The 25,849-nt window shown below is 69.5% G+C and carries 27 protein-coding genes and 1 pseudogene; 19 read left to right on the top strand and 9 right to left on the bottom strand.

Annotation, left to right across the window (positions count from 1 at the left end; translation table 11 throughout):
* Window positions 1–54: 54 nt before the first annotated feature.
* The gene (locus tag AC1DF3_RS03325; protein ID WP_286535217.1) at window positions 55–2,376 is read right to left on the bottom strand and encodes an ATP-binding protein; all 2,322 of its coding nucleotides are present in this window, start codon (window positions 2,374–2,376) and stop codon (window positions 55–57) included.
* Between the two features lie 121 nt (window positions 2,377–2,497).
* Between AC1DF3_RS03325 and AC1DF3_RS03320 the strand changes: the two genes are divergently transcribed.
* From AC1DF3_RS03320 to AC1DF3_RS03305, 4 genes are all read left to right on the top strand, one after another.
* Window positions 2,498–3,697: a threonine ammonia-lyase gene (locus tag AC1DF3_RS03320; protein WP_286521677.1), complete on the top strand. Its 1,200-nt coding sequence runs from the start codon at window positions 2,498–2,500 to the stop codon at window positions 3,695–3,697.
* A gap of 107 nt (window positions 3,698–3,804) precedes the next feature.
* Complete coding sequence (locus AC1DF3_RS03315; protein WP_478138811.1) at window positions 3,805–5,082, top strand: capsule biosynthesis protein; 1,278 nt, start codon at window positions 3,805–3,807, stop codon at window positions 5,080–5,082.
* A gap of 60 nt (window positions 5,083–5,142) precedes the next feature.
* On the top strand, window positions 5,143–5,295 hold the full coding sequence (locus tag AC1DF3_RS03310; protein ID WP_286372168.1) for a hypothetical protein: 153 nt from the start codon (window positions 5,143–5,145) through the stop codon (window positions 5,293–5,295).
* Window positions 5,296–5,508: 213 nt separating this feature from the next.
* A complete protein-coding gene (locus AC1DF3_RS03305; protein WP_478138810.1) occupies window positions 5,509–7,356 on the top strand; it encodes a phosphoenolpyruvate carboxykinase (GTP) in 1,848 nt (615 codons plus the stop codon).
* Window positions 7,357–7,429: 73 nt separating this feature from the next.
* On the opposite strand, the gene AC1DF3_RS03300 is transcribed toward AC1DF3_RS03305, so the two are convergent.
* Window positions 7,430–7,912: a hypothetical protein gene (locus AC1DF3_RS03300; protein ID WP_286535220.1), complete on the bottom strand. Its 483-nt coding sequence runs from the start codon at window positions 7,910–7,912 to the stop codon at window positions 7,430–7,432.
* 107 nt (window positions 7,913–8,019) lie between these two features.
* Here AC1DF3_RS03300 and AC1DF3_RS03295 point away from each other — a divergent pair, with 107 nt between their 5' ends.
* The gene (locus AC1DF3_RS03295; RefSeq protein WP_286535221.1) at window positions 8,020–8,976 is read left to right on the top strand and encodes a LysR family transcriptional regulator; all 957 of its coding nucleotides are present in this window, start codon (window positions 8,020–8,022) and stop codon (window positions 8,974–8,976) included.
* On the opposite strand, the gene AC1DF3_RS03290 is transcribed toward AC1DF3_RS03295, so the two are convergent.
* Entirely contained in the window at window positions 8,973–9,146 is a 174-nt protein-coding gene (locus AC1DF3_RS03290; protein ID WP_286535222.1) for a hypothetical protein, read from the bottom strand. The two genes, AC1DF3_RS03295 and AC1DF3_RS03290, sit on opposite strands and share 4 nt — an antisense overlap.
* 128 nt (window positions 9,147–9,274) lie before the next feature.
* Between AC1DF3_RS03290 and AC1DF3_RS03285 the strand changes: the two genes are divergently transcribed.
* The 8 genes from AC1DF3_RS03285 to AC1DF3_RS03250 are packed head-to-tail and all read left to right on the top strand — an operon-like array spanning window position 9,275 to window position 15,275.
* Entirely contained in the window at window positions 9,275–10,117 is an 843-nt protein-coding gene (locus AC1DF3_RS03285) for a metallophosphoesterase (protein ID WP_478138809.1), read from the top strand.
* A 2-nt stretch (window positions 10,118–10,119) separates the two neighbouring features.
* Window positions 10,120–11,349: a nucleoside recognition domain-containing protein gene (locus AC1DF3_RS03280; protein ID WP_286535226.1), complete on the top strand. Its 1,230-nt coding sequence runs from the start codon at window positions 10,120–10,122 to the stop codon at window positions 11,347–11,349.
* Window positions 11,350–11,392: 43 nt separating this feature from the next.
* Window positions 11,393–11,929: a flavin reductase family protein gene (locus tag AC1DF3_RS03275; RefSeq protein WP_286535228.1), complete on the top strand. Its 537-nt coding sequence runs from the start codon at window positions 11,393–11,395 to the stop codon at window positions 11,927–11,929.
* Window positions 11,926–12,426, top strand: coding sequence for a BON domain-containing protein (locus AC1DF3_RS03270; RefSeq protein WP_478138808.1), 501 nt, complete (start codon window positions 11,926–11,928; stop codon window positions 12,424–12,426). The genes AC1DF3_RS03275 and AC1DF3_RS03270 overlap by 4 nt, the downstream gene beginning before the upstream one ends.
* Before the next feature lie 52 nt (window positions 12,427–12,478).
* A complete protein-coding gene (locus AC1DF3_RS03265; protein ID WP_478138807.1) occupies window positions 12,479–13,381 on the top strand; it encodes a DMT family transporter in 903 nt (300 codons plus the stop codon).
* Window positions 13,378–14,292 (top strand): glutaminase, encoded by a 915-nt coding sequence (locus tag AC1DF3_RS03260; RefSeq protein ID WP_478138806.1) that lies wholly within the window; start codon window positions 13,378–13,380, stop codon window positions 14,290–14,292. Before AC1DF3_RS03265 ends, AC1DF3_RS03260 begins: the two co-directional genes overlap by 4 nt.
* Before the next feature lie 8 nt (window positions 14,293–14,300).
* Window positions 14,301–14,774: a hypothetical protein gene (locus AC1DF3_RS03255; protein WP_286535235.1), complete on the top strand. Its 474-nt coding sequence runs from the start codon at window positions 14,301–14,303 to the stop codon at window positions 14,772–14,774.
* Window positions 14,775–14,810: 36 nt separating this feature from the next.
* Window positions 14,811–15,275 carry a CopD family protein gene (locus tag AC1DF3_RS03250; protein WP_478138805.1) on the top strand — a complete coding sequence of 155 codons (465 nt, stop codon included), beginning with the start codon at window positions 14,811–14,813 and terminating at the stop codon, window positions 15,273–15,275.
* A gap of 24 nt (window positions 15,276–15,299) precedes the next feature.
* Here the strand turns inward: AC1DF3_RS03250 and AC1DF3_RS03245 are convergent, their stop codons facing one another.
* From AC1DF3_RS03245 to AC1DF3_RS03230, 4 genes are all read right to left on the bottom strand, one after another.
* Window positions 15,300–16,190, bottom strand: a complete 891-nt coding sequence (locus AC1DF3_RS03245) for a LysR family transcriptional regulator (RefSeq protein ID WP_478138804.1) — start codon at window positions 16,188–16,190, stop codon at window positions 15,300–15,302.
* A gap of 242 nt (window positions 16,191–16,432) precedes the next feature.
* On the bottom strand, window positions 16,433–18,103 hold the full coding sequence (treF, locus tag AC1DF3_RS03240) for an alpha,alpha-trehalase TreF (RefSeq protein ID WP_286535241.1): 1,671 nt from the start codon (window positions 18,101–18,103) through the stop codon (window positions 16,433–16,435).
* A complete protein-coding gene (locus tag AC1DF3_RS03235; protein WP_478138803.1) occupies window positions 18,100–19,347 on the bottom strand; it encodes a CaiB/BaiF CoA transferase family protein in 1,248 nt (415 codons plus the stop codon). The genes treF and AC1DF3_RS03235 overlap by 4 nt, the downstream gene beginning before the upstream one ends.
* Entirely contained in the window at window positions 19,347–20,543 is a 1,197-nt protein-coding gene (locus AC1DF3_RS03230) for an acyl-CoA dehydrogenase (protein ID WP_478138802.1), read from the bottom strand. Before AC1DF3_RS03230 ends, AC1DF3_RS03235 begins: the two co-directional genes overlap by 1 nt.
* Before the next feature lie 176 nt (window positions 20,544–20,719).
* On the opposite strand from AC1DF3_RS03230, the gene AC1DF3_RS03225 reads away from it, so the two are divergent.
* On the top strand, window positions 20,720–21,634 hold the full coding sequence (locus tag AC1DF3_RS03225; protein ID WP_478138801.1) for a LysR family transcriptional regulator: 915 nt from the start codon (window positions 20,720–20,722) through the stop codon (window positions 21,632–21,634).
* 14 nt (window positions 21,635–21,648) lie between these two features.
* Here the strand turns inward: AC1DF3_RS03225 and AC1DF3_RS03220 are convergent, their stop codons facing one another.
* Entirely contained in the window at window positions 21,649–22,080 is a 432-nt protein-coding gene (locus AC1DF3_RS03220) for a GlcG/HbpS family heme-binding protein (protein ID WP_286535247.1), read from the bottom strand.
* Between the two features lie 119 nt (window positions 22,081–22,199).
* On the opposite strand from AC1DF3_RS03220, the pseudogene AC1DF3_RS03215 reads away from it, so the two are divergent.
* Together AC1DF3_RS03215 and AC1DF3_RS03210 are read left to right on the top strand one after the other, a co-directional pair.
* A pseudogene (locus AC1DF3_RS03215) lies at window positions 22,200–22,322 on the top strand (helix-turn-helix domain-containing protein); the annotation flags it as partial.
* Between the two features lie 168 nt (window positions 22,323–22,490).
* Entirely contained in the window at window positions 22,491–23,063 is a 573-nt protein-coding gene (locus AC1DF3_RS03210; RefSeq protein ID WP_478138800.1) for a LysR substrate-binding domain-containing protein, read from the top strand.
* Here AC1DF3_RS03210 and AC1DF3_RS03205 read toward each other — a convergent pair.
* Window positions 23,060–23,785: a TetR/AcrR family transcriptional regulator gene (locus AC1DF3_RS03205; protein ID WP_286535249.1), complete on the bottom strand. Its 726-nt coding sequence runs from the start codon at window positions 23,783–23,785 to the stop codon at window positions 23,060–23,062. The genes AC1DF3_RS03210 and AC1DF3_RS03205 overlap by 4 nt on opposite strands.
* Before the next feature lie 91 nt (window positions 23,786–23,876).
* Between AC1DF3_RS03205 and AC1DF3_RS03200 the strand changes: the two genes are divergently transcribed.
* From AC1DF3_RS03200 to AC1DF3_RS03190, 3 genes are read left to right on the top strand one after another with little or no spacing between them, the layout of a single operon-like run.
* Window positions 23,877–24,245, top strand: coding sequence for a hypothetical protein (locus tag AC1DF3_RS03200; RefSeq protein ID WP_286535250.1), 369 nt, complete (start codon window positions 23,877–23,879; stop codon window positions 24,243–24,245).
* A 9-nt stretch (window positions 24,246–24,254) separates the two neighbouring features.
* The gene (locus tag AC1DF3_RS03195; RefSeq protein WP_286535251.1) at window positions 24,255–24,722 is read left to right on the top strand and encodes a nuclear transport factor 2 family protein; all 468 of its coding nucleotides are present in this window, start codon (window positions 24,255–24,257) and stop codon (window positions 24,720–24,722) included.
* A gap of 59 nt (window positions 24,723–24,781) precedes the next feature.
* Window positions 24,782–25,813 (top strand): LacI family DNA-binding transcriptional regulator, encoded by a 1,032-nt coding sequence (locus AC1DF3_RS03190; RefSeq protein WP_478138799.1) that lies wholly within the window; start codon window positions 24,782–24,784, stop codon window positions 25,811–25,813.
* Window positions 25,814–25,849: the final 36 nt, after the last annotated feature.

Below are 25,849 nucleotides of genomic sequence, written 5' to 3'. Positions count from 1 at the left end.
CATCGATCGCTCTCCCCCGCGCGCGGCGACCCGCGCCTTTTCTTGTGTGGAACCTTACTGGACGAAGCCGATGCCGCGGGACTCGCGCACCTCGGGCTTGATCCGGTGCTCGGCATCGAGCTGCTCGAGAAACTCGTCGGCCGAGAAGGCCACCGCCAGGATGTCGGTCTGGCGCTTGACGGCCGCGAAGTCGCCCGGACACAGCTGCGGCAGCCTGGCGAGCCGCAGCTTGATCTCGTGGGTCAGCTGGGCCGCATCGCCGGCCAGCGCCTCGGTGACAAACATCCGCTCGCGCTGCTCGCCGGTCAGCGGCATGAACTTGATCTTGAAGGTGAAGCGGCGCAGCGCCGCCTGGTCGAGCCGGTCGAGCAGGTTGGTGGTGCAGACGAAGATACCGTCGAAGCGTTCCATGCCTTGCAGCATCTCGTTGACCTCGGTCACTTCGTAGGTGCGCTGGGCGCCGCGGCGGTCCTGCAGGAAGCTGTCGGCCTCGTCGAGCAGCAGCACCGCCTTCTCGGCCTCGGCCTCCTTGAACATGGCGGCCATGTTCTGCTCGGTCTCGCCCACGTACTTGCTCATCAGGTCGCTGGCCTGCTTGATGATCAGCGGCCGGCCGATCGCCTTCGCGATGTGCTCCGCCAAGGCGGTCTTGCCGGTGCCGGGCGCGCCGTAGAAGCACAGCGTGCCGTGGCCGCGCGCCTTCAGGGCCTCGACGATGCGCGGGATCTCGAAGCGGGTCTCGACGTTGAGCATGTCGAGGTCGTAGGTCGTGACGCTGCGGCGCGCGCCCAGGGCATCGGGCGTGCCGAGCGCGAGATCGGCGTTCTTGAGCTGGCGCTCGATCAGGTTCTCGACCGAGCCGCCCTCGGTCATGGCGAGCTCGGCGAAGCGCACCGCGGTGCGGATCTGCGCCGGTGTCAGGCCCTTGCGCCCGGCCAGCTTGGCGGTGAAGGCCTCGGACACCGAGACGCCTTCGAGTGTCTTGCGCACCAGCTGCTCGCGGGCGCCGGGCGGCGGCGACTTGAGCTCGAGGTGGTAGGCGAAGCGGCGCCGGAAAGCCGGGTCGATCTGCTCGATGCGGTTGGTGACCCACAAGGTCGGCACCGCGTTCGATTCGAGGATCTGGTTGACCCAGGCCTTGCCGCTCACGCTGCCGCTGGCCGGCGAGGGAATCTGCTCGGCGCGCGCCATCAGCTGCGCGGCCTCGGTGCTGATGGGCGGGAACACATCCTCGACCTCGTCGAACAGCAGCGCCGACTGCTCGCTGCCCTTGAGGAACACCTGCGCGATCTGCAGCGAACGGTAGCGGTCGCGGCCCGACAGCGAATTGCCGTCGCGGTCTGCGTATTCGACCTCGAACAGCTCCAGCCCCGCGGCCTGCGCGACCACCTTGGCGAGTTCGGTCTTGCCGGTGCCGGGCGGGCCGTAGAGCAGCACGTTGACGCCGGGCTCCTTGCGCGCCACCGCCGCCCGCAGCAAGGTGACCAGCATCCGGGCCTCGTCCTCGACGAAGGAGAAATCGTGCACGGAGAGGCTGCTCTTGGCGGACGGGCGCGTGAACACGGCCATCAGTTCGTTGCGGTCGCGGTACTCGCGCATCAGCACCGGCGGCAGCTTCTCGCTGACCTTCATGAGGTCGGCCAGGTCGGTGATGTTGTGCTCGGAGATCAGGTTCTCGACCAGCCCGATGCGCTCGAGCCGCGAGCCCGCGCGCAGCGCCTCGCCGACTTCGCTCGCATTGACGCCGGCCACCTCGGCGATCGCGGCGTAGGCCTCCGGCGCGTTGTTGACCTTGAACTCGACCAGCAGCGAGCGCAGGTCGCGCTGGTAGCGCGCCAGGGTGCCGTAGAGCAGCAGCGCGCGCTCGGCCTTGTTGAGCTGCAGCAGGCCGGCCAGCGCATCGATGTTTTTCTCGACCAGGGTCGACTGCTTGCGCAGCGCATGGGTGAGCCAGTCGCGCGTGACCGACAGCACCGACAGCAGGTCCTTGGGCTGGTCCTTGGCGTATTCGTCGAGATAGAAGAACAGCGTGCCCTCTTCGTAGGGGCCGCGCCAGACGCCGTGGCGGTCGAGCAGCGTGCGGCCGTCGAAACCCTCGACCCCCTTCCAGACCTCGTTGCCGACGCAACGCCGGCCGAGGAACTCGCGCAGCCGATGCAGCACCGGGAGCGGCCAGACCAGGTGGCGGCCGGTGAGCGACAGCAGGCCGTTGAGATCCCGGCGCACGTTGAAGCGCGGGCCCTGCTTGGCCGCGAGCGTGAGCACGAAGTGCGAACACATGAGTTCGAGCACCGGCGCTTCCTTGAGTCCGGGCGACGGCAGTGCATGGCCGCGGGAAGCCGCAGCCACTGCATCGACACCGGAACGCTTGACCATCTGGCAACCTCCCGCGAGGGGATGTGTGAATCTGGAAGCGACCATAACGCAGAGTATTGGCTTCGGGAAGCCTGCGGACACGAAATACCAGGATGTTGCGATTCCGTCCACAATGACGCCGATGGTTGGAATCGAAGACATTGAGCGCGCGGCCCTCCGTCTCCACGGGCAGTTGCTTGAAACCCCCTGCGTCGAATCGCGGACCCTGTCCGAAATCGTCGGCGCCCAGGTTTTCCTGAAGTTCGAGAACCTGCAGTTCACCGCCTCGTTCAAGGAGCGCGGAGCCTGTAACAAACTGGTCGACCTGGCCGAAGGCGGCACCCGTGGCGTGATCGCCATGTCGGCCGGAAACCACGCGCAGGGCGTGGCCTACCACGCGCAGCGCCTAGGGCTGCGGGCCCTGATCGTCATGCCGCGCTTCACGCCCGGCGTGAAGATCGAGCGCACGCGCGGATTCGGCGCCGAAGTGGTGCTGCATGGCGACACCCTCGAGGCGGCCCGCGCGCATGCGCTGGCGCTGGCCGAACGCGAGGGACTGGCCTTCGTCCATCCCTACGACGACGAGGCGATCATCGCCGGCCAGGGCACGGTGGCGCTCGAGATGCTCGATGCGGTCCCCGACCTGGACGTGCTGGTGGTGTCGGTCGGCGGCGGCGGCCTGGCCGCCGGCATGGCGCTGGCCGCCAAGGCGCGCAAGCCGGGCATCCGCATCGTGGGCGTCCAGACCTCGCGCTTCCCGGCCATGGTGAACGCGGTGCAGGGCACCCACCACCCCCAGGGAACCAGCACCATTGCCGAAGGCATCGCCGTGGGCACGCCCGGTGTGCTGACGCGCGAGATCATCGCCCGGGAGGTCGACGAGCTGCTGCTGGTCGACGAGGGCGACATCGAGCAGGCGGTGCTGATGCTGCTCGAGATCGAGAAGACGCTGGTCGAGGGCGCCGGCGCCGCCGGACTGGCCGCGCTGATCCGCCATCCCGACCGCTTCCGGGGCCAGCGCGTCGGCCTGGTGCTGTCGGGCGGCAACATCGACCCGCTGCTGCTGGCGGCGATCATCGAGCGCGGCATGGTGCGCGCCGGCCGGCTCGCGCGCGTGCGGGTCAGCGCCCGGGACGTGCCGGGCTCCCTGGCCCATATCACGGCCACTGTCGCCGAAGCGGGCGCCAACATCGACGAAGTTCACCATCAGCGGGCCTTCACCATGCTGGCGGCGCAGAACGTCGATGTCGAACTGGTGCTGCAGACCCGGGGGCGGGAGCACCTGGCGGCCGTGCTGGCGGCCCTGACGGCAGCCGGGTTCGAGGCCGTCGAGCAGCGCTGAGAACGGGTCAGCCAGCCCTTCGGAAATTTCTGTTCGTTCGCCCTGAAAGGGATCGATCGCACCGGACCATTCGGGTTGGCGCCGCTTCGCCATTAGCCTGCGGGCGAATGATCGAACGCGGAATCCACGCCTTCCGAGGACAAGGCGTCCTCTTGCTGCAAGGCCCGGTGGGGCCTTTTTTCAGCCGCCTGGCCCACGACCTGCAACTGGCGGGCGCCCGTGTGTTCAAGGTCAACTTCAATGCCGGCGACCGCCTGTTCTATCGGCGCGGCGCCTTCTCGTTCAAGGGCGCGATGGCTGAGTGGCCGGCATGGCTGGACGCCCTGCTCGATCGGCTGGACATCGACGTCATCCTGCTGTTCGGCGACTGCCGCCCGATCCACGTGGTGGCACGCGAGATCGCCATGCGGCGCGGGCTCGAAGTCGGCGTGTTCGAGGAAGGCTACCTGCGCCCGCACTACATGACCTTCGAGCGCCACGGCGTGAACGGCCACTCGCAGGTCCCCCGCCAGCCGTCGTTCTACCTGGCGCAGCCCGAGGCCGCCCGCCCCCGGCGCAGGGATCTGGGCAACACCTATTGGCACATGGCCTGGTGGGCTTTCCTGTATTTCTCGATCGGCAGCCTGGGCAAGCCTTGGTTCCCCCGCTATGCGCATCACCGGCGGCTCGCACTGACCGAGGCCTGGCCCTGGATCCGCTCGGGCTGGCGCAAGCTCAAGTACCGGGCGCTGCAGCACGGCATGCTGGAGCGGCTGTGTACCCGCTGGGACAGGCACTTCTTCCTGGTGCCGCTGCAGGTCTTCAACGACGCGCAGATCTTCGTGCATTCGAGCTTCGACTCGGTGGAGGCCTTCGTCGAGGAGGTGCTCGGCTCCTTCGCCCGGCACGCCCCCGCGGACACCGCCCTGGTGATCAAGCACCACCCGATGAGCCGCGGCTATACGGATTACGCCACGCTGGTCCGGCGACTCGCCCGGGCGCACGGCATCGCCCACCGGTGCTTCTATGTCCACGACCAGCACCTGCCGACGCTGCTCAAGCACGCCCGCGGCGTGGTGGTGGTCAACAGCACGACGGGGCTGCAGGCGCTCGAGCACCATGTCCCGGTCAAGGCCCTGGGCGAGGCGATCTACGACATGCCGGGCCTCTGCCACCAGGGCCCGCTCGACGCCTTCTGGCATGAAGCGCCCCACAGCGGGCCCGACCGGGTCCTGCTGCGCCGCTTTGTCAGCTTCCTGATCGCGCGCAGCCAGCTCAACGGAAGCTTCTACAAGGCCTGGCCGAAGGCGGCGGCGAAATCCAGCAACCCGTGGTGCGCCACCGACTGGGGCGAATGGCTCGATCGGTCGCCTCCGGGACCCGAAAAAGGTCTGGCAACCCCCTAGACCGCGGCCCGCGGCCCAGCCGGTAAAATGGCCCCAGTCGTGAGAATACAAGGAACCCAGATGTCCAACCCCACCCCCATCGAACCCGGCCACGCCGCCGCGGTCGAACAAGACGCGGTCGAGTCGATCGTCCCTCTCATGCCCCTGGTTCTGCCGCTGGTGGGCGGGGTGCTGATGCTCCTCCTGGCCTCCATCGCCATCTACATGGCCTGAACCCGGCAGCGCCACCGCGCGGCATTGCGTGCCGCCGGCGGGGCGCAATGCCGCAGCCGGGTCGGTCGTCGCCGCGCCGACCCCTGCCCCGGTCCACACGGTCTTCCATCCAGCCCCCCTCCCTAGACGGAAGCGTTTTCTCCAACGGATTTCGATCGCCCCGCGGCGTCGCGTCCCGTTCGAAAAAACGATTTTCAACTTAGGAGATAGACGATGAACGCACCGCTGAAGGGTCTTGCCATGCAGGCGCCCTCCTACGTCAAGAACGCGAAGCTGATCGCGTGGGTGGCCGAGATGGCCGCCCTGTGCAAGCCCGAGCGCATCCACTGGTGCGACGGCAGCCAGGAAGAATACGACCGCCTCTGCCAGCAGATGGTCGACGCCGGCACCTTCAAGAAGCTGAACCCGGCCAAGCGCCCCAACTCCTTCCTCGCCACCTCCGACCCGAGCGACGTCGCCCGCGTCGAAGACCGCACCTTCATCTGCTCGGCCCGCAAGGAAGACGCCGGCCCGACCAACAACTGGATGGCGCCGGCCGAGATGCGCGCCACGCTCCAGCCCCTGTTCGACGGCTGCATGAAGGGCCGCACGATGTATGTCGTGCCGTTCAGCATGGGCCCGCTGGGCTCGCCCATCGCCCACATCGGCATCGAGCTGTCCGACAGCCCCTACGTCGCGGTCAACATGAAGATCATGACCCGCATGGGCCGTGCGGTGTTCGACGTACTGGGCGACGACGGCGAGTTCGTGCCCTGCGTCCACACGGTCGGCGCGCCGCTGGAAGCCGGCCAGCAAGACGTCGCCTGGCCCTGCAACAAGACCAAGTACATCGTCCACTATCCCGAGACGCGCGAAATCTGGAGCTACGGCTCGGGCTACGGCGGCAACGCCCTGCTCGGCAAGAAGTGCTTCGCACTGCGCATCGCCTCCAACATGGGCCGCGACGAAGGCTGGCTGGCCGAGCACATGCTGATCCTCGGCGTGACCAATCCGCAGGGCCAGAAATACCACGTGGCCGCCGCCTTCCCGAGCGCCTGCGGCAAGACCAACTTCGCGATGCTGATCCCGCCGGCCGGCTTCGAGGGCTGGAAGGTCACGACCATCGGCGACGACATCGCCTGGATCAAGCCCGGCACCGACGGCAAGCTGCACGCGATCAATCCCGAAGCCGGCTACTTCGGCGTCGCGCCCGGCACCAACATGCAGACCAACCCGAACTGCATGGCCAGCCTCGACCGCGACGTGATCTTCACCAACGTCGCGCTGACCGACGACGGCGACGTCTGGTGGGAAGGCATGAGCGAAGCCCCGGCCCACGCGATCGACTGGCAAGGCAAGGACTGGACGCCCGCGATCGCCAAGGAGACCGGCGCCAAGGCCGCGCACCCGAACGCCCGCTTCACGGTCGCAGCCATCAACAACCCGGCGCTGGACGCCGCCTGGGACGACCCCAAGGGCGTCGCCATCGATGCCTTCATCTTCGGCGGCCGCCGTTCCACCACGGTGCCGCTGGTGACCGAGGCCCGCAACTGGGTCGAGGGCGTCTACATGGCGGCCACCATGGGCTCCGAGACCACCGCTGCGGCCGCCGGCCAGCAGGGCGTGGTGCGGCGCGATCCGTTCGCGATGCTGCCCTTCGCCGGCTACAACATGAGCGACTACTTCCAGCACTGGCTCGACCTCGGCAAGAAGCTCGAGGCCTCGGGCGCCAGACTGCCGAAGATCTACACGACCAACTGGTTCCGCAAGGGCGACGACGGCAAGTTCGTCTGGCCCGGGTACGGCGAGAACATGCGCGTGCTCAAGTGGATGATCGACCGCATCGAGCAGAAGGCCGAGGGCAGCGAGCACGTGTTCGGCGTCAGCCCGCGCTACGAAGACCTCAACTGGACCGGGCTGGACTTCAGCGCCAAGCAGTTCGACACCGTCACCAGCATCGACAAGGCCGCCTGGCAGGCCGAGCTGAAGCTGCACGCCGAGCTGTTCGAGCAGCTGTCGCACCACCTGCCGAAGGAACTGCCCGCCACCAAGGCGGCGATCGAGCAGCGCCTCGCGGCCTGATTCGGCAGCGACGCAAAAAAGCCGCCCTCGGGCGGCTTTTTCGTGGGCGGGCCCGAAGGCCCGCGGTGCGCGATCAGTAGTACTGGCCGAGGTTCACGCGGCGCAGGGCGTCGTGCAAGGTCGGGACCGGCGCATCCACCGCCTGCTGGTGGGTGGCGATGACGTTGAGCTCGTTCATGATGCGCGGGTCGTGCTTGGCGTAGGCCAGGAAGCGCTCGTCGGCGCGGGCGGCGGCGCGGCGCTTGGCCACGTTCCGGGCCGCGGCGATGGCGCGGACCGCCAGCGAACGCGCCGTGCCTGCGAAGAAGGCCAGGCCGATGAAGGCCACGGCCCACAGCACCAGCCAGGCCACCATCAGGCCGCCTTCCTGGGTGATCGACACCAGGCGGTCGGCGACGACCAGCAGCGACGACACGATCGCGGCCAGCAGCAGGGCTGCCAGCCCACGCGCGCCGTCGAAACCGCGGCGGGCTGCGCGGACCTGTTCGATCGCCGCCTCGGCGCGAACGATGCCGGGATGGGTGGCGGGCTTTTCAACGTGGATGAAGCTGGTCATGGTGTTCCTCCTGAAAGGACGAGAGGCCGAAGCCGATGCCCTGATATTAGGGGTTACCCTAATGTTTTGCCAATTTATCCTGCTGATGTTTATCATTCACATCACTTATGGACGTCAACTTTCGCACGCTCGACCTGAACCTTCTTCGCGTCTTCGACGAAGTGATGGCGGAGCGCAACCTCACGCGCGCGGCCCGCAACCTGGCGATCACCCAGCCGGCGGTCAGCAATGCGCTGCGGCGGCTGCGCGAGGTGCTGGGCGATGAACTGGTGCGGCGCGCCGGCGCAGGGGTCGAGCCCACGCCGCGGGCCCTGGCGCTCTGGCCGACGGTGCGCGATGCGCTGCGGCAGCTCCAGCACACGCTGGCGCCGGGCGAGTTCGATGCCGGCATTGCCGACACGACCTTCCTGCTGGCGATGGCCGACGCGACCGCCGCCGAGCTGATGCCCGGGCTGATCCGGATCGTCGAGGAGGAGGCGCGCGCGGTGTCGCTGCGGGTACTGCCGCTGACCACCCGCGATCCGCGCCGGATGCTGGAGCAGGAGGAGGTCGACGTCGCGATCGGCTACTTTCCGGCCGTGGTCGCCAGCCTGGCGGCCCGCGGGCAGTCCGGGGTCGGCGAGCCCTTCGAGACCCAGCGGCTGTATGTCGGGCAGTATGTGTGCGTGATGCGCCAGGGCCATCCGCTGGCCGACGCGCCGCTGACGCTCGACAGCTTCTGTGACGCGCGCCACCTGCTGGTCAGCTTCTCGGGGCGGCCCTACGGCTTCATCGACCAGACCCTGGGCGCGCTGGGGCGCGAGCGGCGCATCGTGGTGACGGTGAACCAGTTCTTCACGGCCGGACGCGTGGTGGCCAATTCGGACCTGCTGACCGTGATGCCGCGGCATTTCGCGCGGGTGACCGGGATCGACGACCACCTGGTGCTGCGCGAGCTGCCCTTCGACCAGCCCCTGGTGCACGTGGATGCGCTCTGGCATCGGCGGGCCCAGCACGCGCATGCGCACGGCTGGCTGCGGCAGGCGCTGCTGCGCTCGGCGCAGGCTGCGTTCGCGGGTCCTTAGCGGACGACGCTGAGCCAGGCGCTGGCGGCGGCGCGCAGTTCCTGCGCGTGATGAGCGTCGAGGCCGGCGCGGCTGTCGGCGTTCTGCATCAGGATTGCGGCCGGGCTGGCATCGACAGCCTGGAGGGTCGGACGGAAAAAACGGGCCACGAGGGCAAGAAGGTTAAACATGATGTTGCGCTGCCCAAGCGGGCGGCGCGGAGTGACGATGAATCAAGAATAAGGGTTTTCCCCAATTCTTCAAGCCAAGCGCCATGCACAAAACGCATAACCTCATCCGCTAGACTGCACCCATCCCCATGAAGCTCCAGCTGCTCTCGGACCTCCATATCGAGGTTCATCCGCATCTCCAGGTCGCCCCGGCGGCCGGCGCCGACCTGCTGGTGCTGGCGGGCGACATCGGCTCCTACCAGGCCGGCTCATCGCTGGCCGAGCCCGATTTCGGCCTGGCCCGCTTCTCGCCACGCCATGGCTGGCCGGCGCCAGTGGTCTATGTCCCCGGCAACCACGAGTACGACAACGCCGATTTCGATGCCGTCCACCAGCGGCTGCGCGAGACCTGCGAGGCACTGGACATCCTCTGGCTGGAGCGCGAGACGCTGGTCATCGACGGCGTGCGCTTCGTCGGCACCACGCTGTGGGCCGATTTCGATGCCCTGGTCGAGCCCGGCGACGACCTGGCCGAGGCGCTCAAGAAGCGCGGCAAGGCGATGCGCGCCGCCAACTTCTACCTGCAGAAGGCGGCCACCACGCGCGGTGGCGAGATTTTTCTCGCCGATGCCCTGAGGGAACACTCACTCATATGCCAGGCTTGGCTGCGTGAGGCGCTCGCCCAGCCGTTCGACGGCACGACCGTGGCGATCACGCACTTTGCGCCATCCCTGGCGAGCGCCGATCCCCGCTATGGCCTGAGCCCGGGCACCGCGGGCTTCTGCAACAACCTGGACGAACTGCTGCCGCAAGCCGACCTGTGGCTGCACGGCCACCTGCACTGCCAGTTCGACTACCTGAAGGACGGCTGCCGCGTGGTCGCCAACCCGCTGGGCTACCTGGGCAAGGGGGAGCAGGACAACTTCGACCCGGCGCTGCTGGTCGAGGTGCCGAGCCCCCGGCAGACCCGCGCATCCGCTGCCGGGCGCTAGGCGTGCTCAACGGCCTGTGGCTCGGCTTCTTCCTGACCGCGGCGGCCGCGGCACTCGGCCGCTGGCTGCTCGGCGGCGACGCCACCGTGTTCGCCTCGATGGTCGAGAGCCTGTTCGCGATGGCCAGGCTGTCGGTCGAGGTGATGGTGCTGCTCTTCGGCACGCTGACCCTGTGGCTCGGCTTCCTGCGCATCGCCGAGGCCGCGGGCATCGTCGACCGGCTGGCGCGGCTGCTCGGCCCGCTGTTCCGCCGGCTGATGCCCGAGGTGCCGGCCGGGCACCCGGCACTCGGCCTGATCACGCTCAACTTCGCCGCCAACGCACTCGGCCTCGACAACGCCGCCACGCCGATCGGACTCAAGGCGATGCGCGAGCTGCAGACCTTGAACCCGAGCGCGACCAGCGCGAGCAACGCGCAGATCCTGTTCCTGGTGCTCAACGCCTCGTCGCTGACTTTGCTGCCGGTGACGATCTTCATGTACCGGGCCCAGCAGGGCGCGCCCGATCCCACGCTGGTGTTCCTGCCGATCCTGCTGGCGACCAGCGCCTCGACGCTGGTCGGGCTGCTGTCAGTGGCGTTCATGCAGCGCCTGCGGCTGTGGGACCCGGTGGTGCTGGCCTACCTGCTGCCCGGCGCACTGCTGCTCGGCGGCTTCATGGCCCTGCTGGCGACACTGTCGGCCGCGGCGCTGGCCGCGCTGTCCTCGCTGCTGGGCAACCTGGTGCTGTTCGGGCTCATCGTCTTCTTCCTGGCGGTCGGCGCGCTGCGGCGGGTGAAGGTCTACGAGTGCTTCATCGAAGGCGCCAAGGAAGGCTTCGACGTCGCCAGGAACCTGCTGCCCTACCTGGTCGCGATGCTGAGCGCGGTCGGCGTGCTGCGCGCCTCGGGGGCGCTCGACCTGGCGCTCGAAGGCATCCGCTGGGTGGTGGCGCGCACCGGCTGGGACACTCGCTTCGTCGACGCCCTGCCGACCGCGCTGGTCAAGCCCTTCTCGGGCAGCGCGGCACGCGCGATGCTGATCGAGACCATGCAGAGCCAGGGCGTCGACAGCTTCGCCGCCAAGGTCGCCGCCACCATCCAGGGCAGCACCGAGACCACGTTCTATGTGCTGGCGGTGTACTTCGGCGCGGTCGGCATCCAGCGGGCGCGCCATGCGGTCGGCTGCGCACTGCTGGCGGAACTGGCCGGCGTGGTGGCCGCGATCGCGGTCGGCTACTGGTTCTTCGGCTGAGCGTTCCGGCCGGCGCCAGCGACCGCGCGGCCGATCGGCCAAAATGGACCTCCAACTGCCCCCCTCTTCCGTGACCGCTCCCGCCCAGGCGCAACCGCCCTCCTTCTCCATCGACGAGTTCCGCGCATCGCTCGGCATGTTCGCCACCGGCGTGACCATCGTCACGGCGCGGGCCGCGAACGGCGCCCTGGTGGGCCTGACCGCCAACTCTTTCAATTCGGTCTCGCTCGATCCGCCGCTGGTGCTGTGGAGCCTGGCGCGCAGCGCGGCCTCGATGGCGGCGCTCAGCACCGGCTCGCACTATGCGATCAACATCCTGGCGGCCAACCAGAAGAGCCTGGCGGAGCGCTTCGCGGCCAAGGACATCGACCGCTGGGCCGATGTCGCCTTCACCGAGGGCATCGGCGGGGCGCCGGTGCTCGTGGGCGCCGCGGCCAGCTTCGAGTGCTTCAACCGCAGCCGCTACGACGAGGGCGACCACGTGATCTTCGTCGGCGAGGTCGAGCGCTGCATGCACAGCGCGGGCGCCTCGCCGCTGCTGTTCCACGGCGGGCGCTTCTACACGGAGCATCCGCTTTGAGGGCCACGCCGGCGGTGCTGCTGGCGGTGGCCTGCGCGGTCGAACCCGCAGTGGCCCAGGAGCCGCCCAAGCCGGTCAAGCAAAACTGGTTCGACGATCCCTTCTTCCAGGTGGCGTCGGGCATGCGCAGCTGCCCGGTGCCCGAAGGCCCGCTGCTGACCGCCGAGGAGCGGCGCGCGCAGATGCACTCGCGCCTCGAGCGCGGCACCAGCTGCTGGCTGGCCGGCCGCTGCGCCGACAGCAACGCCTACCGCTACGACAAGCCGCTGGCGCCCAAGGTGCAGGCGGCGCTGGCCGCCGTGCCGGGCGTGCGGCGCGCCAGCGTCTGGGTCGTGATCCAGCGGCGCTGGGTCTACCTGCAGGGCTGCGTGCCCTCGCGCAGCATGGCCGCCGCGCTGGACCGCGCTGCCCGCAGCGTGCCCGACGTTGAAGTGGTGCTGCCCGAGCTGATGGTCGGCACGAACGGCCACCCGCCCTATGCGCTCGCATCTCCCTGACACCGCCCCGCCGGCCCCAGGCCGCATCACAAGAAGAACAGAAATCCCTGGAATGATCGAACGCAAGGAACACCTCGACACCCGCGCCACCGCCCTGCTGATCGCCTGCTGCGCGTTCTGGGGACTGCAGCAGATCCTGATCAAGACCACCGTCGGCGAGGTGCCGCCGCTGTGGCAGGCCTCGATCCGCATGACGGGCGCGGTGGTGCTGCTGTGGATCTGGTGCGTGCGCCGCGGCGTGCCGCTGTTCGCGCGCGACGGCACGCTGCCCGGCGGCCTCCTGGCCGGTGCGCTGTTCGCGGGCGAATTCACCTGCATCTATCTCGGGCTGCAGCTCACGACCGCCTCGCGGCTCACGGTGTTCCTGTACACCTCGCCCTTCGTGGTGGCGGTGCTGCTGCCGCGCTGGGTACCGGCCGAACGGCTGCGGGGCCTGCAATGGGTGGGGCTGGCGATCGCCTTCGCGGGCGTGGTGGTGGCCTTCAGCGAGAGCTTCGGCCACAGCACCTCGGCGCAGCTGCGCGGCGATGCGCTGGCGCTGACCGCCGGCGTGCTGTGGGGCCTGACGACGCTGACGATCCGCGCCACCCGGCTGGCCACCGCCAGCGCCGAGAAGACGCTGTTCTATCAAATCGCGGTGACCGCGGCGGTCTCGCCGCTGCTGTCGCTGCTGCTCGGCGAGCGCTGGGGTTTCGCGTACTCGAGCTACGCCTGGTTCTCGATCGGCCTGCAGACCGTCATCGGCGCCTTCGCCAGCTACCTGGCCTGGATGTGGCTGCTGCGGCACTATCCGGCCACGCGGATCTCATCCTTCACCTTCCTGACGCCGCTGTTCGCGCTGGTGTTCGGCGTCGTGCTGCTGGCCGAGCCGCTGACCTTGCAGCTGGTGCTGGCGCTTTGCGGCGTGGCGCTCGGCATCGTGCTCGTGAACCGGCGCCCGGGAGCCAAGCCATGAACTTCCAGCCCGTGCTCGATGCCATCGAGGCCGAGGTCCGCCCGCTGCTCGGCGCCGAGGGCCAGGTGGCGAGCTACATCCCGGCGCTGGCGCGGGTGCCGGCACGGCAGTTCGGCATCGCCCTCAGGACCTGCGAGGGCCTGGAGGCCGCGGCCGGCGATGCCGACACGCCTTTTTCGATCCAGAGCATCTCGAAGCTGTTCACGCTGACCCTGGCGATGCGCCGCCTCGGCGATGCGCTGTGGGAGCGGATCGGCCGCGAGCCGTCGGGCAACCCGTTCAATTCGCTGGTCCAGCTCGAGAACGAGCAGGGCAAGCCGCGCAACCCCTTCATCAATGCCGGCGCCATCGCGGTGGCCGACCGGCTGGTGAGCCTAGGGCGCGCCGAGGCCGAGCTGATCGCGCTGATGTCGAACCTCTGCGGCGAAGCGATTGCCTACGACGAGGAGGTCGCCGCCTCGGAAGCCGTGACCGGCTTCCGCAACGTCGCGCTGGCGAACTTCATGAAGAGCTTCGGCAAGATCGACAACGACGTGCGCGAGGTGCTGAGCCTCTACTTCCACCAGTGCGCGATCCGGATGAGCTGCCGGCAGCTGGCGCGCGCCGCAGGCTTCCTGTGCCGCGACGGCGCCCACCCGATCGATGGCGAACCCGAGATCACGACCGAGCGCCATGCGCGGCGCATCAACGCGCTGATGCTCACCTGCGGCACCTACGACGCCGCCGGCGACGTCGCCTTCTCGATCGGCCTGCCCTGCAAGAGCGGCGTCGGCGGCGGCATCGTCGCCGTGGTGCCCGACAAGCTCACGCTGTGCGTCTGGTCGCCGGCCCTCGATGGCAACGGCAACTCGCTGCTCGGGCTGAAGGCGCTCGAGCTGTTCACGGCCCGCACCGGCCTTTCCATTTTTTGAATGCTCTCATGACAGACACTGCCGCCCCGATCCAGGAAGCCACCCTCTGGAGCGACGCGCTCTGGACCGCCCGCGTGATCAAGAACGAGGACGACGACGGCTGGGCCGTCGCGATGACCCGCCAGGGCGACCCGGAGCCTGCGCTGGTCGGCCCCTGGACCATGGGCCGCGACAAGAAGAACCCGAAGCCGCTCGACGCGCCGGCCTTCCACACGCTGGTGAAGACCGCCAACGAGGTGCTGCGCCGCCACGAGCAGCAGCTCCATGCGCGCTTGAACAAGCACGTCAGCGTGGGCGCCGGCTCCGGGCGCATCCGCGTGTCGCTGCAGATCGTGCCGGACGAGGACAATCCGCACGCGATGCTGCGGGCACATGACGAATCCGGCAGCGAGCTGGCCGAGCTGCGCGTGAAGCCGGACTTCAGGCTCAACGCCGCCAGCGCCGAGGCCTGGATCGAGAGCGGCTTCGAGAAGCCCCGCTGAAGCCGCGGGCCGCGGCGTTCTGGTCTACGCTACGCCATGTCCCTCCTTCCCGCCCTCCTGCTGTTCCTCCACCTGCTCGCCGCCGCCTTCTGGGTCGGCGGCATGGCGACGATGCACTTCGCGGTCCGCCCTGCCGCGGTCGCGCACCTCGAGCCGCCGCTGCGGCTGCCGTTCATGGCGGCGGCGCTGTCGCGCTTCTTCGTCGGCGTCTCGACCGCCATCGGCGTGCTGCTGGCGAGCGGATTGCTGCTGGTCTGGGCCGCCGGCGGCTTCGCGCGGGTGCACTGGAGCGTGCATGCGATGCTGACGCTCGGGCTGGTGATGATGGCGCTGTTCCTGCACCTGCGCTTCGCACCTTATCCGCGGCTGCTGCGCGCGGTGGCGGCCGGCGAGTGGCCGGTGGCGGCCGCGAACCTGAACCTGATCCGCAAGCTGGTCGCCACCAACTTGGCGCTGGGCGTGCTCGTGTTCGCGCTGGCCGTGGTCGGGCGCGTGCTGTGAACGGCAACGTCGCGAACACGCTGCCTACCGCTGGCTGAACCGCTCGAGGATCTGGAGCACGCTTTCGGTTGCTCCGTCGAGCGTCGCGCGCGGCCGGTGCGCGATGCCCAGATGCCGGGTCAGCTTCGGGCGGAGCGGCAACACCTGCAGCCGCTCGTTGAAGTCCGCGCCCACCGGCTGGTGCAACGGCAGCACCGCCGCGCCGTAGCCCGCCGCCACCAGAGCGAGCATCGCCGCGTCGAAGTTGAGCTCGATGCGCGGGCGCGGCGATTCGCCGATGGCGGCGAACCATTCCATCGTCAGCCGGTACATGTGCGTGGTCGCCTCGTTGAAGATCAAGGGCCTCTCTGCCAGCCAGCGCGGCGTGGCCCGCTTCGGCGCCGCCCACTTCTTCGGGACGAAAGCCATCATGGGCTGGCTGCGCCAGCGCGTGACCATCAGGTCACGCATCGGTGGCTGCGGAATCGCCACCAGACCGATGTCCAGCGTGCCCATCGCGAGGCGCGACATGGCCTCGGACGAGCCGAGGATGCAGACCTCGACGTCGATGCCGGGGTGGTCGCGCTCCAGCTCTTCGAGCACCTGCGGCAACAGTTCGACCACGATGCCGGTCGACGTGCCCAGCCGGACGCGGCCCGTTCGCCCTTCGGCCTGGCGCCGCACGGCATCCACGGCGTCGTCGGCATCGCGCAGCAGGCGCCGCGCGCGCTCGACCAGTGCAGCACCCGCGGCAGTGGGCGTGATCCGGCGGCTGCCCCGCACCACCAGCCGGGTGTCCAGGCGCGATTCGAGTTCGCTGATGTGCAGGCTGACCGTGGGTTGCGCGAGGTGAAGGGCCCGGGCGGCGGCCGAGAAGCTGCCGAGGTCGGCGATGGCCACCAGGGTGCGGAGTTGGTCGAGGTTGAGTTGCCGCATCAGGAAAGCTGATTGGAAGTGACAGGATTCTCAACTTCCACAATAGCACGCAGGCTTGCAAGATGGCTGTCCGTCCATAAGGAGCCATGCCATGCCGTCGACCCAGTCCGCCCTCGTCACCCGCTTGCTCGATGGGGTGCACGCGCTGCGTCGCTGCTGGCTGGACCAGCGCCAGCTGCGCGCGATGAGCGAGCTCGACCTGCGCGACCTGGGCGTGGGCCGCAGCGAGATCCCGTGGCTGCTCAGCGATGCTGCGGCGCCGCCGCGTGCGCCACGCAGCCGTGCGCGGTGTGCTGCGGATGCTCGGCCAGCAAGGCGGCCGTGACGCCGTTGGTCCAGCCGAAGCCGTCCTGCAGCGGGTACTCGCCGCCGGCGCCGCCCGCGGTGTCGTCGCGCTCGACCCGACGCAGGGCGTATTTCTCGACCAGCTTGCCTTCGCGCTCGTAGAGCGCGGCCACGGTCGCAAGCCAGCGCCTGGCGATGGTGCGCGACAGCGCCTCGTGGCCGTAGTCGGCCAGCCCGCGGACCGCCATCCATTGCAGCGCCGCCCAGCCATTGGGGCGGTCCCATTGCTGGTCGCTGCCGCACTCGGTGGTCGACAGCCCGCCGTGCGCCAGCAGCCGCTGCGACACGGTCTCGGCCAGCGCCTCGGCCTGGGCAGCGGTCGCGAGGCCGACGAACAGCGGCACCACGCTGGCCGCGGTCAGGCAGCTGCGGCGCACGCCCCGCCGCCAGTCGTGGTCGAAGAAGGCGCCCTGCTGCGGGTCCCAGAAGCACTCGCCGATCGCGTCCCGGCGCGCCTCGGCTTGCTGCGAATAGGCCTGCGCGGCGGCGGCGTCGCCGGCCTGCCCGCTCAAGGTGGCGAGCGTGCATTCGAGCTGGTGCAGGAAGGCGTTGAGGTCGACCGGCAGGATGTCGGTGGTGCAGAGGCTGGCCAGCGAGGCGGCCGTGGCGGCGCGCACATGGGCGCAGGGCTGCACATCGCCCGGCGGCGGCGGCTCGCGCATCCAGCGGGTGCTGAAGTCCCAGCCCGACTCGCAGGCCGCGCGGATGTCGCGGTAGATCAGGGCTGGCTCGCGATCACAGGCCTGCGCCGTGGCCACGTCTTCGATCCACGACTCCTCGCGCGGCGTGTCGCGCTCGTCCCAATAGCGATTGAGCAGGGCGCCGCCGGCGAGCCGCACCACGCGCCGGCTCGCGTCGCCCGGGGCCAGGCCCTCGCTGCCGGCCATCCACCACGCATGCTCGCGCCGCAGCTGCGGCAGGAAGTCGATCGCATCGACCGCGCCCTGCTGCTGCGCGAGTTCGACCATCAGCGCGAACACCGGCGGCTGCGAGCGGCCGAGGTAGTAGCTGCGGGTGCCGTTCGGCACATGGCCGTGGGTGTCGATCAGGAAGGCGAAGTTTTCGACCATGCCGCGCACCAGCGGCCGGTGGTGTTCGCCGGACAGGCCCAGCAGGGTGAAATAGGAATCCCAGTAGTAGAGCTCGCGGAAGCGTCCGCCCGGAACCACATACGGATGCGGCAGCTGCAGCAGCGAGGAGCGCGGCGGATGCACCTGCGGATGCCGCGTCAGCACCGGCCACAGGTCGGCGATGTGGGCCGCGATCGGTTGGCCCGGCACCGAGACATAGTCGCTCGGCGCCGGCTCGACCAGCTCGAAGTTCGCCTGCACGAAGGCCGCGAGATCGAAGCCGGGTTCGCCGCACTGCGCACGGTAGGCGGCCAGGATGGCTTCCGGCTCGGCGCGCGGCGCGCAATCGACGAAGGTCTTGCTGTCGGCGAACACGCGGCCCGACTGGACCGCGACGAAAAGCTCCTGGTAGCGGTCGGCCGGCGTCAGCGTGTCGGGCGCGGGCGCCGCCGCGGCGCGCGTCGAGCGCTTCGCGGTGGAAGCGCCCGGCGCGTTCACACCACGCCCGCCGCCCGCAGCGCCGCGCGCCTGGCTTCGTCGATGCCGAACTCGGCCAGCACCTCGTCGGTGTGCTGGCCCAGCGCCGGCGGCGCCCGGCGCAGCACCGGGGGCGTGGACTGCAGCCGCAGCGGGCTGGCGACGCCGACGATCTGTTCGATGCCGTCGCCGGCATCGCGCGGCAGAGTCACGGCCAGGCCGCGCGCCTTGACCTGGTCGTCCTCGAAGGCCTGGGCGATGTCGTTGATCGGGCCGCAGGGCACGGCCTTGTCTTCGAGCAGCGCGATCCACTGCGCCGTGCTGCGGGTGCGGGTCACGGCTTCCATCTGGGGGATCAGCACTTCGCGGTGCCTGACGCGCAGCGTGTTGGTGGCGAAGCGCGGATCGGCGGCCCACTCCGGATGGCCGGCGGCTTCGCAGAAGCGCGCGAACTGCCCGTTGTTGCCGATCGCCAGCAGCATCGCACCGTCGGCGGTGCGGAAGTCCTGGTAGGGCGCCAGGCTCGGATGGCTGTTGCCCTGCCGCTGCGGCGCCACGCCGGTGTTGAGGAAGGCGCTGGCCTGGTTGGCCAGGATCGCCATGCCGACGTCGAGCAGCGCCATGTCGATGTGCTGGCCCTCGCCGGTGCGGTGGCGCACTTCGATCGCGGCCAGGATGGCCGTGCTGGCGTAGACGCCGGTGAACAGGTCGGTGAGCGCGACGCCGACCCGCAGCGGCCCGCCGCCGGGCACGTCGTCGGGCCGGCCGGTGATGCTCATCATGCCGGTGGTGGCCTGGATCATCAGGTCGTAGCCGGCGCGCATGGCGTGCGGGCCGTCATGGCCGAAGCCGGTCACGCTGCAATAGATGAGGCGCGGATTGGCGGCCCGCAGGCTCTGGTGGTCGAGGCCGTACTGCTTGAGCCCGCCGGTCTTGAAGTTCTCGACCAGGATGTCGCTCTCGGCCGCCATGCGCTTGAGCAGCGCCTGGCCGTCGGGCGTCGCCATGTCGATCGTGACCGAGCGCTTGTTGCGGTTGCAGGCCGTGAAGTAGGTGGCCTGGTGGGTGTCGTTGCCGTCCGCATCCTTCAGGAAGGGAGGGCCCCAGCCGCGGGTGTCGTCGCCGACCCCCGGTCGCTCGATCTTGATCACGTCGGCGCCCAGGTCGGCCAGGATCTGGGTGCACCACGGGCCCGCGAGCACGCGGGACAGGTCGAGCACCTTGAGGCCGGCGAGGGCGCCTTGCGTGGCGGCGGGGGCTGACATCAGTTCGCGAAGGCGGCGATGCCGGTCTGCGCGCGGCCTAGGATGAGCGCGTGGATGTCGTGCGTGCCTTCGTAGGTGTTGACCACTTCGAGGTTCACTAGATGGCGGGCCACGCCGAATTCGTCGCTGATGCCGTTGCCGCCCATCATGTCGCGCGCCAGGCGGGCGATGTCGAGCGCCTTGCCGCAGGAGTTGCGCTTCAGCAGCGAGGTGACCTCGACCGAGGCCGTGCCTTCGTCCTTCATGCGGCCCAGGCGCAAGCAGCCCTGCAGGCCCAGCGTGATCTCGGTCTGCATGTCGGCCAGCTTCTTCTGGATCAGCTGGTTGGCGGCCAGCGGGCGGCCGAACTGCTTGCGGTCGAGCGTGTACTGGCGGGCACGATGCCAGCAGTCTTCGGCGGCGCCGAGCGCGCCCCAGGAGATGCCGTAGCGGGCGCTGTTGAGGCAGGTGAACGGGCCCTTCAAGCCCTGCACTTCGGGGAAGGCGTTTTCTTCCGGGCAGAACACGTTGTCCATCACGATCTCGCCGGTGATGGAGGCGCGCAGGCCGACCTTGCCGTGGATCGCCGGGGCGCTCAGGCCCTTGAAACCCTTCTCGAGCACGAAGCCGCGGATCGGGCCGACCGTGCCGCTTTCGCTGACTTCCTTGGCCCAGACCACGAAGACGTCGGCTATCGGGCTGTTGCTGATCCACATCTTGGCGCCGGTGAGCGCGTAGCCGCCCGGCACCTTCTTGGCGCGCGTGACCATGCTGCCGGGGTCGGAGCCGTGGTCGGGCTCGGTCAGGCCGAAGCAGCCGATCCATTCGCCGGTGGCCAGCTTGGGCAGGTACTTCTGCTTTTGCGCCTCGGTGCCAAATTCGTTGATCGGCACCATCACCAGCGAGCTCTGGACGCTGGCCATCGAGCGGTAGCCGGAGTCGACGCGCTCGACTTCGCGGGCGATCAGGCCGTAGCAGACGTAGTTGAGGCCGGGGCCGCCGTACTGCTCGGGAATGGTCGGGCCCAGCAGGCCCAGGGCGCCCATCTCGCGGAAGATGGCCGGGTCGGTTTCACCGGTGCGGAAGCCTTCGATCACGCGCGGGGCGAGTCGCTCCTGGCAGTACGCGTTGGCGGCATCGCGCACCATGCGCTCGTCGTCCGTGAGTTGCTGGTCGAGCAGGAGGGGGTCGTCCCATTGAAATGCGGCGTGGGCCATCTGAAAGTCTCCGATGAGGGGGTGCTGGAAGTCGGCCCTGATCGTAAGCGCCGGGGACAGGGAGCGCAAACGACGATTCCACACCCAGTTATGAGTTTGTCGCACTTCAAAGCACAATGTGCCGGCGGGTCGCCGCTTGCGCGACGCGCCAGTCAACTATGTAGCCCTCGCATACCATGCGCCGAAAGATCCCTTCCACCCAGGCCCTCGTCTGCTTCGAGGCCGCCGCCCGCCACGAAAGCTACACGCGGGCGGCACAGGAACTGGCGCTGACGCAGAGCGCGGTGTCGCGCCAGATCACGGCGCTGGAGGACTTCCTCGGCATGGCGCTGTTCCGGCGCACCCGCCACGGCGTGGCGCTGACCCCGGCCGGCGCCGACTATGCGCGCCAGATCGCGCGCCAGCTCGACACCATGGAGCGCGACACCCTCGACGCCATGGCCCGGCAGGGGCTGGGCGGTTCGCTGCAGCTGGCCGCGGTGCCGACCTTCGCCACCCGCTGGCTGATCCCGCGGCTGCCGGACTTCGCGGCCCGGCATCCCGACATCACGGTCCACATCGAGACCCGCACCCGGCCCTTCCTGTTCAACGAGACGCCGTTCGATGCGGCGATCTACACCGGCACGCCGGCGCAGGCGGCCAACTGGGCCGGCACGCGCTCCACCGCGCTGCTCAGCGAAGACGTGCTGCCGGTCTGCAGCCCGGCCTTGATCGCGCCGCGCGGCCAGCTGTCGCCCGCGGCCATCGCCCGGCTGCCGCTGCTGCAGCAGAGCACCCGCCCCGACGGCTGGCGCCAGTGGTTCGATGCCCAACAGGTCGAGGCGCCGCGGGCCCGCAGCGGCCCGCGCTACGAGCTGTTCTCGATGCTCGCGGAGGCCGCGGCGCATGGCCTCGGCGTGGCGCTGATGCCGCGCCTGCTGATCGAGGCAGAGCTCGATCGCGGCGAGCTGGTCGTGGCCTGCGACCGGCCGCTGCGTGGCGAGCGCAGTTATTTCCTGGTGACGCCGGCGGCCCAGGACGAACGGCCGGCGCTGACGCTGTTTCGCGACTGGCTGCTCGCGCAAGCGGGTGGCGATGCCGGCGTGCGCTGATCGGGCGCCAGCGTTCAAGTCGCCAGCGCCGACGCGCCGACCGCGGCCACCAGGGCATCCTGCGTGGACTGCATCCCGGAGACCCCGATGCCGCCGATCACGGCGCCGTCCTTGACCAGCGGGAGGCCTCCTTCCAGGGGACAGGCGCCCTCGGTCGCGAGCAGCCTCAGGCCGATGCCACCCGCGGCCAAGGCTTCTTCGAATACCTTGGTCGGCCTCTTGAACCGCACCGCGCTGGCCGCCTTGTGCTGCGCGATCGCCACGCTGCCGGTTTGCGCGTGGTCCATCTTGTAGAGCGCCACCAGGTTGCTGCCGCTGTCGGTGACCGCGATCACCATCGGCCATCCCTGCTTGCCGGCTTCATCCATCGCCGCCGATGCGACCCGGCGGGCCTCCTCCAGCGTGATCGGGAAACCATAGGGAATCGGCTGTGCGAATTGATTCATTGCGAGCTCCATGTATAAGCAAAACCGTGATGCTATGGACCGATTCCCTTTGTGAGAACTCTCAAGATGCGCACAAGTGATGTGCAAAAACACCCAGTCACCGCAGCGCCCTTCGCCGCCTGGGACGACGTCCGCTTCTTCATCGAGGTATCGCGCGGCAGGGGAGCCTGTCGGGAGCGGCACGGACCCTGGGGGTCGAGCATTCGACCGCGGCGCGCCGGATCGCAGGCCTCGAGTCCGGCATCGGTCTGCGGCTGTTCGATCGGCTCGCCACCCGCTGGCGACTGACGCCGCAAGGCGAGGCGCTCCTTCCGGCGGCACGCCGCATCGAAGTCGAAGCCCTTGCATTCGGCCGCGCCGCCGCTTCCGCCACCGCCGCCGGCGCGACAGTCTGCGTCTCCGCCCCGCCGATGTTCGCCAGCCACTTCCTGGTGCCGCAGCTGGCGACGCGCTTCGACCGCTGGCACGACATCCGGCTCGAGATCGTCGGGGAAGTCCGGTTCGCCGATCACCAGCGCCGCGAAGCGGATCTCGCGCTGCGCTTCATGCGTCCGACGGAGACCGGGTTGGCCGGGCGCAAGCTCGGCGAGCTGGACTTTCGGGTCTACGCCACCGCGGACTGGCTCGGCCGCCCCGAATCGGCCTGGCGCTTCGTCGGCTACAACGAGCCGCTCACGGACGTGCCGCACCAGAAGGCGCTGGCGGCGTTCGCCGCATCCAGGCCGTTCGTCCTTCGCAGCAACAACCTGGGCGCACTCCACAGCGCCTGCCGCTCGGGCCTGGGCCTGGCCATGCTGCCCGGCTTCCTGGCGCACGGCGACGAGCGGCTGGTCGAAGTGCCGTGCGCGCCGAGCGCGACGCGCGAGCTGTGGTCCGTGGTCCACCCGGACGTGCGCCGGGATCCCCGCGTCAAGCGGATCAAGGACCTGATCGCGGTGCTTCTCGCCGAGACGCGGGAAGATGGGGCCGGTCAGGCCATCTAGACGCTCGATGCCGTGCGCCGGGCTCCCCGCCCGGGCTTCGCAGCGGGAGGCGGCTGCGGCCGGTGCGCCGCCGCCATCGCCTCCAGCCCGGCCATCGCGTAGCGGATGAAATCGTCGGCCAGTCCGCCGCTCTCCTTGGCGACCGCGGGCAGCACCCGGGCCGGCACCTCCTTCGGCGCCACCAGGATCACCAAGCAGGGCAGCAGCGCGAACATCAGGCCGCGCTGGACCGCAGGGTGTTCGGGCGGCAGGCCCAGCACCTCGCCGATCAAGCCGAGCAGCACGCGGGACTTGGGCCGGATCGCCTTGTCGATCAGCACCGAGACCGCGGCCGTCGGCGTCATGATTTCGCGCAGCACGACCCGGAAACCCCAGGGCGCCGAGCCCTGCGACGCGAAACCGATCAGGCGTGCCAGCAGCAGGCGAAGCTTCTGCTTCGGATCGCCCGGGCCGTGGGTCAGGGCCAGCAGGTCGTCCAGCGCCATCACCTGCCGATGGGCCTCGATCAGCACCGTCTCGTACAGGGCCTCGCGGCTGCCGAAGTGGTAGTTGACCGACGCCATCGGGGTGCCGGCGCGCTCGCAGATCTCCTTGCTGGTGCCGTCGGCGAAGCCGCGTTCGGCGAACACCTGGCCGGCCGTTTCGAGCAGCAGGGCGCGGGTGGCGTCGCCATCGGGGCGCGGCGTGCGCGCGGCGGATTTCTTCTTGGCGGGGGCGGACATGCGGGCCTTCAAACTTGAGTTTGAATTTAAATTCGGATTCTCGCGGCAAGTCTACTTCAGCCGCCGCCGCGCTTCGTGGATGATCTTGCGCATGACATTGGATTACCTGGATTTCGACTACAGCGAAGACACCGAAGGGGTCGGCGTGTTCGACGCCATGGCGAGCACCGGCCCGCAGCAGGTCGCTGCCGTGGAGGCCGAGGTGGTGCAGGTGCTGGACTGGGCGCACGCCGGCTTCGGCGCGCCGCGCGGGCCGGTCGGCGACGGCGGCGACTGGGACTACGACCTGCAGGGCATGCAGGAAAGCAGCCAGCCGCAGTCGATGATGTTCGACCCGGTCGAGCGCCGGCTGCGCGTGCAGCCCGGCGCGGCGGGCGTCGTGCGGCACACGGTCAGCCTGTCGATCAGCGGGACCGAGGCCTTCTGCGCCGCCTTCCGCGAAGCCTTCGAGCTCGGCTAACCTTCGCCCATGACCACCCGCCCGCCGCTCCCCCCCTTCACGCGCGACAGCGCGATCCAGAAAGTCCGCCTCGCGGAGGACGGCTGGAACTCGCGCGATCCGGCACGCGTGGCCCTGGCCTACAGCGAGGACACGCGTTGGCGCAACCGGGCCGAGTTCGTGGTCGGGCGGGCCGAGGCCGAGGCCTTCCTCGCGCGCAAGTGGGCACGCGAACTCGACTACCGGCTGATCAAGGAACTCTGGGCCTTCGAGGGCGCGCGGATCGCCGTCCGTTTCGCCTACGAATGGCACGACGATTCCGGTCACTGGTTCCGCAGCTACGGCAACGAGAACTGGGAATTCAACGACGACGGCCTGATGCGCGTGCGCCATGCGAGCATCAACGACCTGCCGATCAGGGACGACCAGCGCAAGTTCTTCTGGCCGCTGGGCCGGCGCCCGGACGACCATCCGGGACTGAGCGATCTCGGCCTCTGAGGGCGCCTGCCACACAATGCCTGATGCAGGGCCATGTTAGCGCCACCATCCCACCCGCCTTGAACGACTCCAACGCTCCGCCACGCCCGAGCCGCCGCAGCAGCGGCGGCATCACGCTCGACGACGTCTCCAAGCTCGCCGGCGTGTCCGCGATCACGGTCTCGCGGGCGCTGAACACGCCGGAGCTGGTGTCTCCCAAGACCCGCGAAAAGGTCCGGCTGGCCGTCGAGCGCACGGGCTACGTGCCGAACCTGCTGGCCGGCGGCCTGGCCTCGAACCGCAGCCGGCTGGTGGCCGCGCTGGTGCCGACGATCGCCGGGCCGGTGTTCCTGGAGACCATCCAGGCCCTGACCGAGGCGCTGGCCGAGGCCGGCTACCAGCTCATGCTGGGCCAGGCCGGCTACCACAACTCGCGCGAGGACGCGCTGATCGACGCCATCGTCGGACGGCGGCCGGACGGCATCGTGCTGACCGGCATCATGCGCTCGGCCGAGGGCCGCCGGCGCCTGCTGGCCTCGGGCATCCCGGTGGTCGAGACCTGGGACCTGACGCCGACGCCGGTCGACATGCTGGTCGGCTTTTCTCATGAGAAAGTGGGCGCTGACATAGCGCAATACATCCATCGCAAGGGCTATCGCCACCCGGCGGTGGTCACGGGCGACGACCAGCGGGCGAACCTGCGCCGGGCCGGCTTCGAGCAGGCCTGGCAGGCGCTGGGCGGCGCCGCGCCCCGGGTGCAGACCGTCCCCGCGCCGACCACGCTGGGCAGCGGCCGCGCCGCCCTGAGCGAGTTGCTGGCGACGGATCCGGCGGTCGACGTGCTGGTCTGCAGCTCGGACGCGCTCGCCCACGGCGTGATCACCGAGGCCCAGGCGCGCGGCCTGCGGGTGCCCGAGGACGTCGCCGCCATGGGCTTCGGAGACCTCGGCTTCGCGCGCCATGCCCACCCCGCGATCTCGACGGTGCGGATCGACGGCACCGCCATCGGCCGGCAGGCGGCGCGCTTCATCATCGACCGCGCCGAAGGCCGCGCCGTCGAGCACAAGGTGCTGGACCTCGGCTTCTCGCTGATCGAGCGGGACAGCGCCTGAACCGGGCCGCTGGCCGCTTCGGGCCGGCCTGACCCA

Source organism: Variovorax sp. 10N432 (assembly GCF_056394465.1).
The sequence above is the reverse complement of the archived record's forward strand: the minus strand, read 5'-3'. Positions and strand labels throughout refer to the sequence as shown.

What these genes read in the sequence shown, in the direction of transcription:
- AC1DF3_RS03205 (WP_286535249.1), bottom strand. Translation starts at nt 23,785, where the DNA reads ATGTCCGCCCCCGCCAAGAAGAAATCCGCCGCGCGCACGCCGCGCCCC.
- AC1DF3_RS03275 (WP_286535228.1), top strand. Translation starts at nt 11,393, where the DNA reads ATGGACCTCCAACTGCCCCCCTCTTCCGTGACCGCTCCCGCCCAGGCG.
- AC1DF3_RS03320 (WP_286521677.1), top strand. Translation starts at nt 2,498, where the DNA reads ATGGTTGGAATCGAAGACATTGAGCGCGCGGCCCTCCGTCTCCACGGG.
- AC1DF3_RS03285 (WP_478138809.1), top strand. Translation starts at nt 9,275, where the DNA reads ATGAAGCTCCAGCTGCTCTCGGACCTCCATATCGAGGTTCATCCGCAT.
- AC1DF3_RS03295 (WP_286535221.1), top strand. Translation starts at nt 8,020, where the DNA reads ATGGACGTCAACTTTCGCACGCTCGACCTGAACCTTCTTCGCGTCTTC.
- AC1DF3_RS03325 (WP_286535217.1), bottom strand. Translation starts at nt 2,376, where the DNA reads ATGGTCAAGCGTTCCGGTGTCGATGCAGTGGCTGCGGCTTCCCGCGGC.
- AC1DF3_RS03290 (WP_286535222.1), bottom strand. Translation starts at nt 9,146, where the DNA reads ATGTTTAACCTTCTTGCCCTCGTGGCCCGTTTTTTCCGTCCGACCCTC.
- AC1DF3_RS03315 (WP_478138811.1), top strand. Translation starts at nt 3,805, where the DNA reads ATGATCGAACGCGGAATCCACGCCTTCCGAGGACAAGGCGTCCTCTTG.
- AC1DF3_RS03265 (WP_478138807.1), top strand. Translation starts at nt 12,479, where the DNA reads ATGATCGAACGCAAGGAACACCTCGACACCCGCGCCACCGCCCTGCTG.
- AC1DF3_RS03210 (WP_478138800.1), top strand. Translation starts at nt 22,491, where the DNA reads ATGTTCGCCAGCCACTTCCTGGTGCCGCAGCTGGCGACGCGCTTCGAC.
- AC1DF3_RS03220 (WP_286535247.1), bottom strand. Translation starts at nt 22,080, where the DNA reads ATGAATCAATTCGCACAGCCGATTCCCTATGGTTTCCCGATCACGCTG.
- AC1DF3_RS03300 (WP_286535220.1), bottom strand. Translation starts at nt 7,912, where the DNA reads ATGACCAGCTTCATCCACGTTGAAAAGCCCGCCACCCATCCCGGCATC.
- AC1DF3_RS03250 (WP_478138805.1), top strand. Translation starts at nt 14,811, where the DNA reads ATGTCCCTCCTTCCCGCCCTCCTGCTGTTCCTCCACCTGCTCGCCGCC.
- AC1DF3_RS03245 (WP_478138804.1), bottom strand. Translation starts at nt 16,190, where the DNA reads ATGCGGCAACTCAACCTCGACCAACTCCGCACCCTGGTGGCCATCGCC.
- AC1DF3_RS03195 (WP_286535251.1), top strand. Translation starts at nt 24,255, where the DNA reads ATGACCACCCGCCCGCCGCTCCCCCCCTTCACGCGCGACAGCGCGATC.
- AC1DF3_RS03235 (WP_478138803.1), bottom strand. Translation starts at nt 19,347, where the DNA reads ATGTCAGCCCCCGCCGCCACGCAAGGCGCCCTCGCCGGCCTCAAGGTG.
- AC1DF3_RS03260 (WP_478138806.1), top strand. Translation starts at nt 13,378, where the DNA reads ATGAACTTCCAGCCCGTGCTCGATGCCATCGAGGCCGAGGTCCGCCCG.
- AC1DF3_RS03200 (WP_286535250.1), top strand. Translation starts at nt 23,877, where the DNA reads ATGACATTGGATTACCTGGATTTCGACTACAGCGAAGACACCGAAGGG.
- AC1DF3_RS03225 (WP_478138801.1), top strand. Translation starts at nt 20,720, where the DNA reads ATGCGCCGAAAGATCCCTTCCACCCAGGCCCTCGTCTGCTTCGAGGCC.
- AC1DF3_RS03305 (WP_478138810.1), top strand. Translation starts at nt 5,509, where the DNA reads ATGAACGCACCGCTGAAGGGTCTTGCCATGCAGGCGCCCTCCTACGTC.
- AC1DF3_RS03230 (WP_478138802.1), bottom strand. Translation starts at nt 20,543, where the DNA reads ATGGCCCACGCCGCATTTCAATGGGACGACCCCCTCCTGCTCGACCAG.
- AC1DF3_RS03310 (WP_286372168.1), top strand. Translation starts at nt 5,143, where the DNA reads ATGTCCAACCCCACCCCCATCGAACCCGGCCACGCCGCCGCGGTCGAA.
- AC1DF3_RS03255 (WP_286535235.1), top strand. Translation starts at nt 14,301, where the DNA reads ATGACAGACACTGCCGCCCCGATCCAGGAAGCCACCCTCTGGAGCGAC.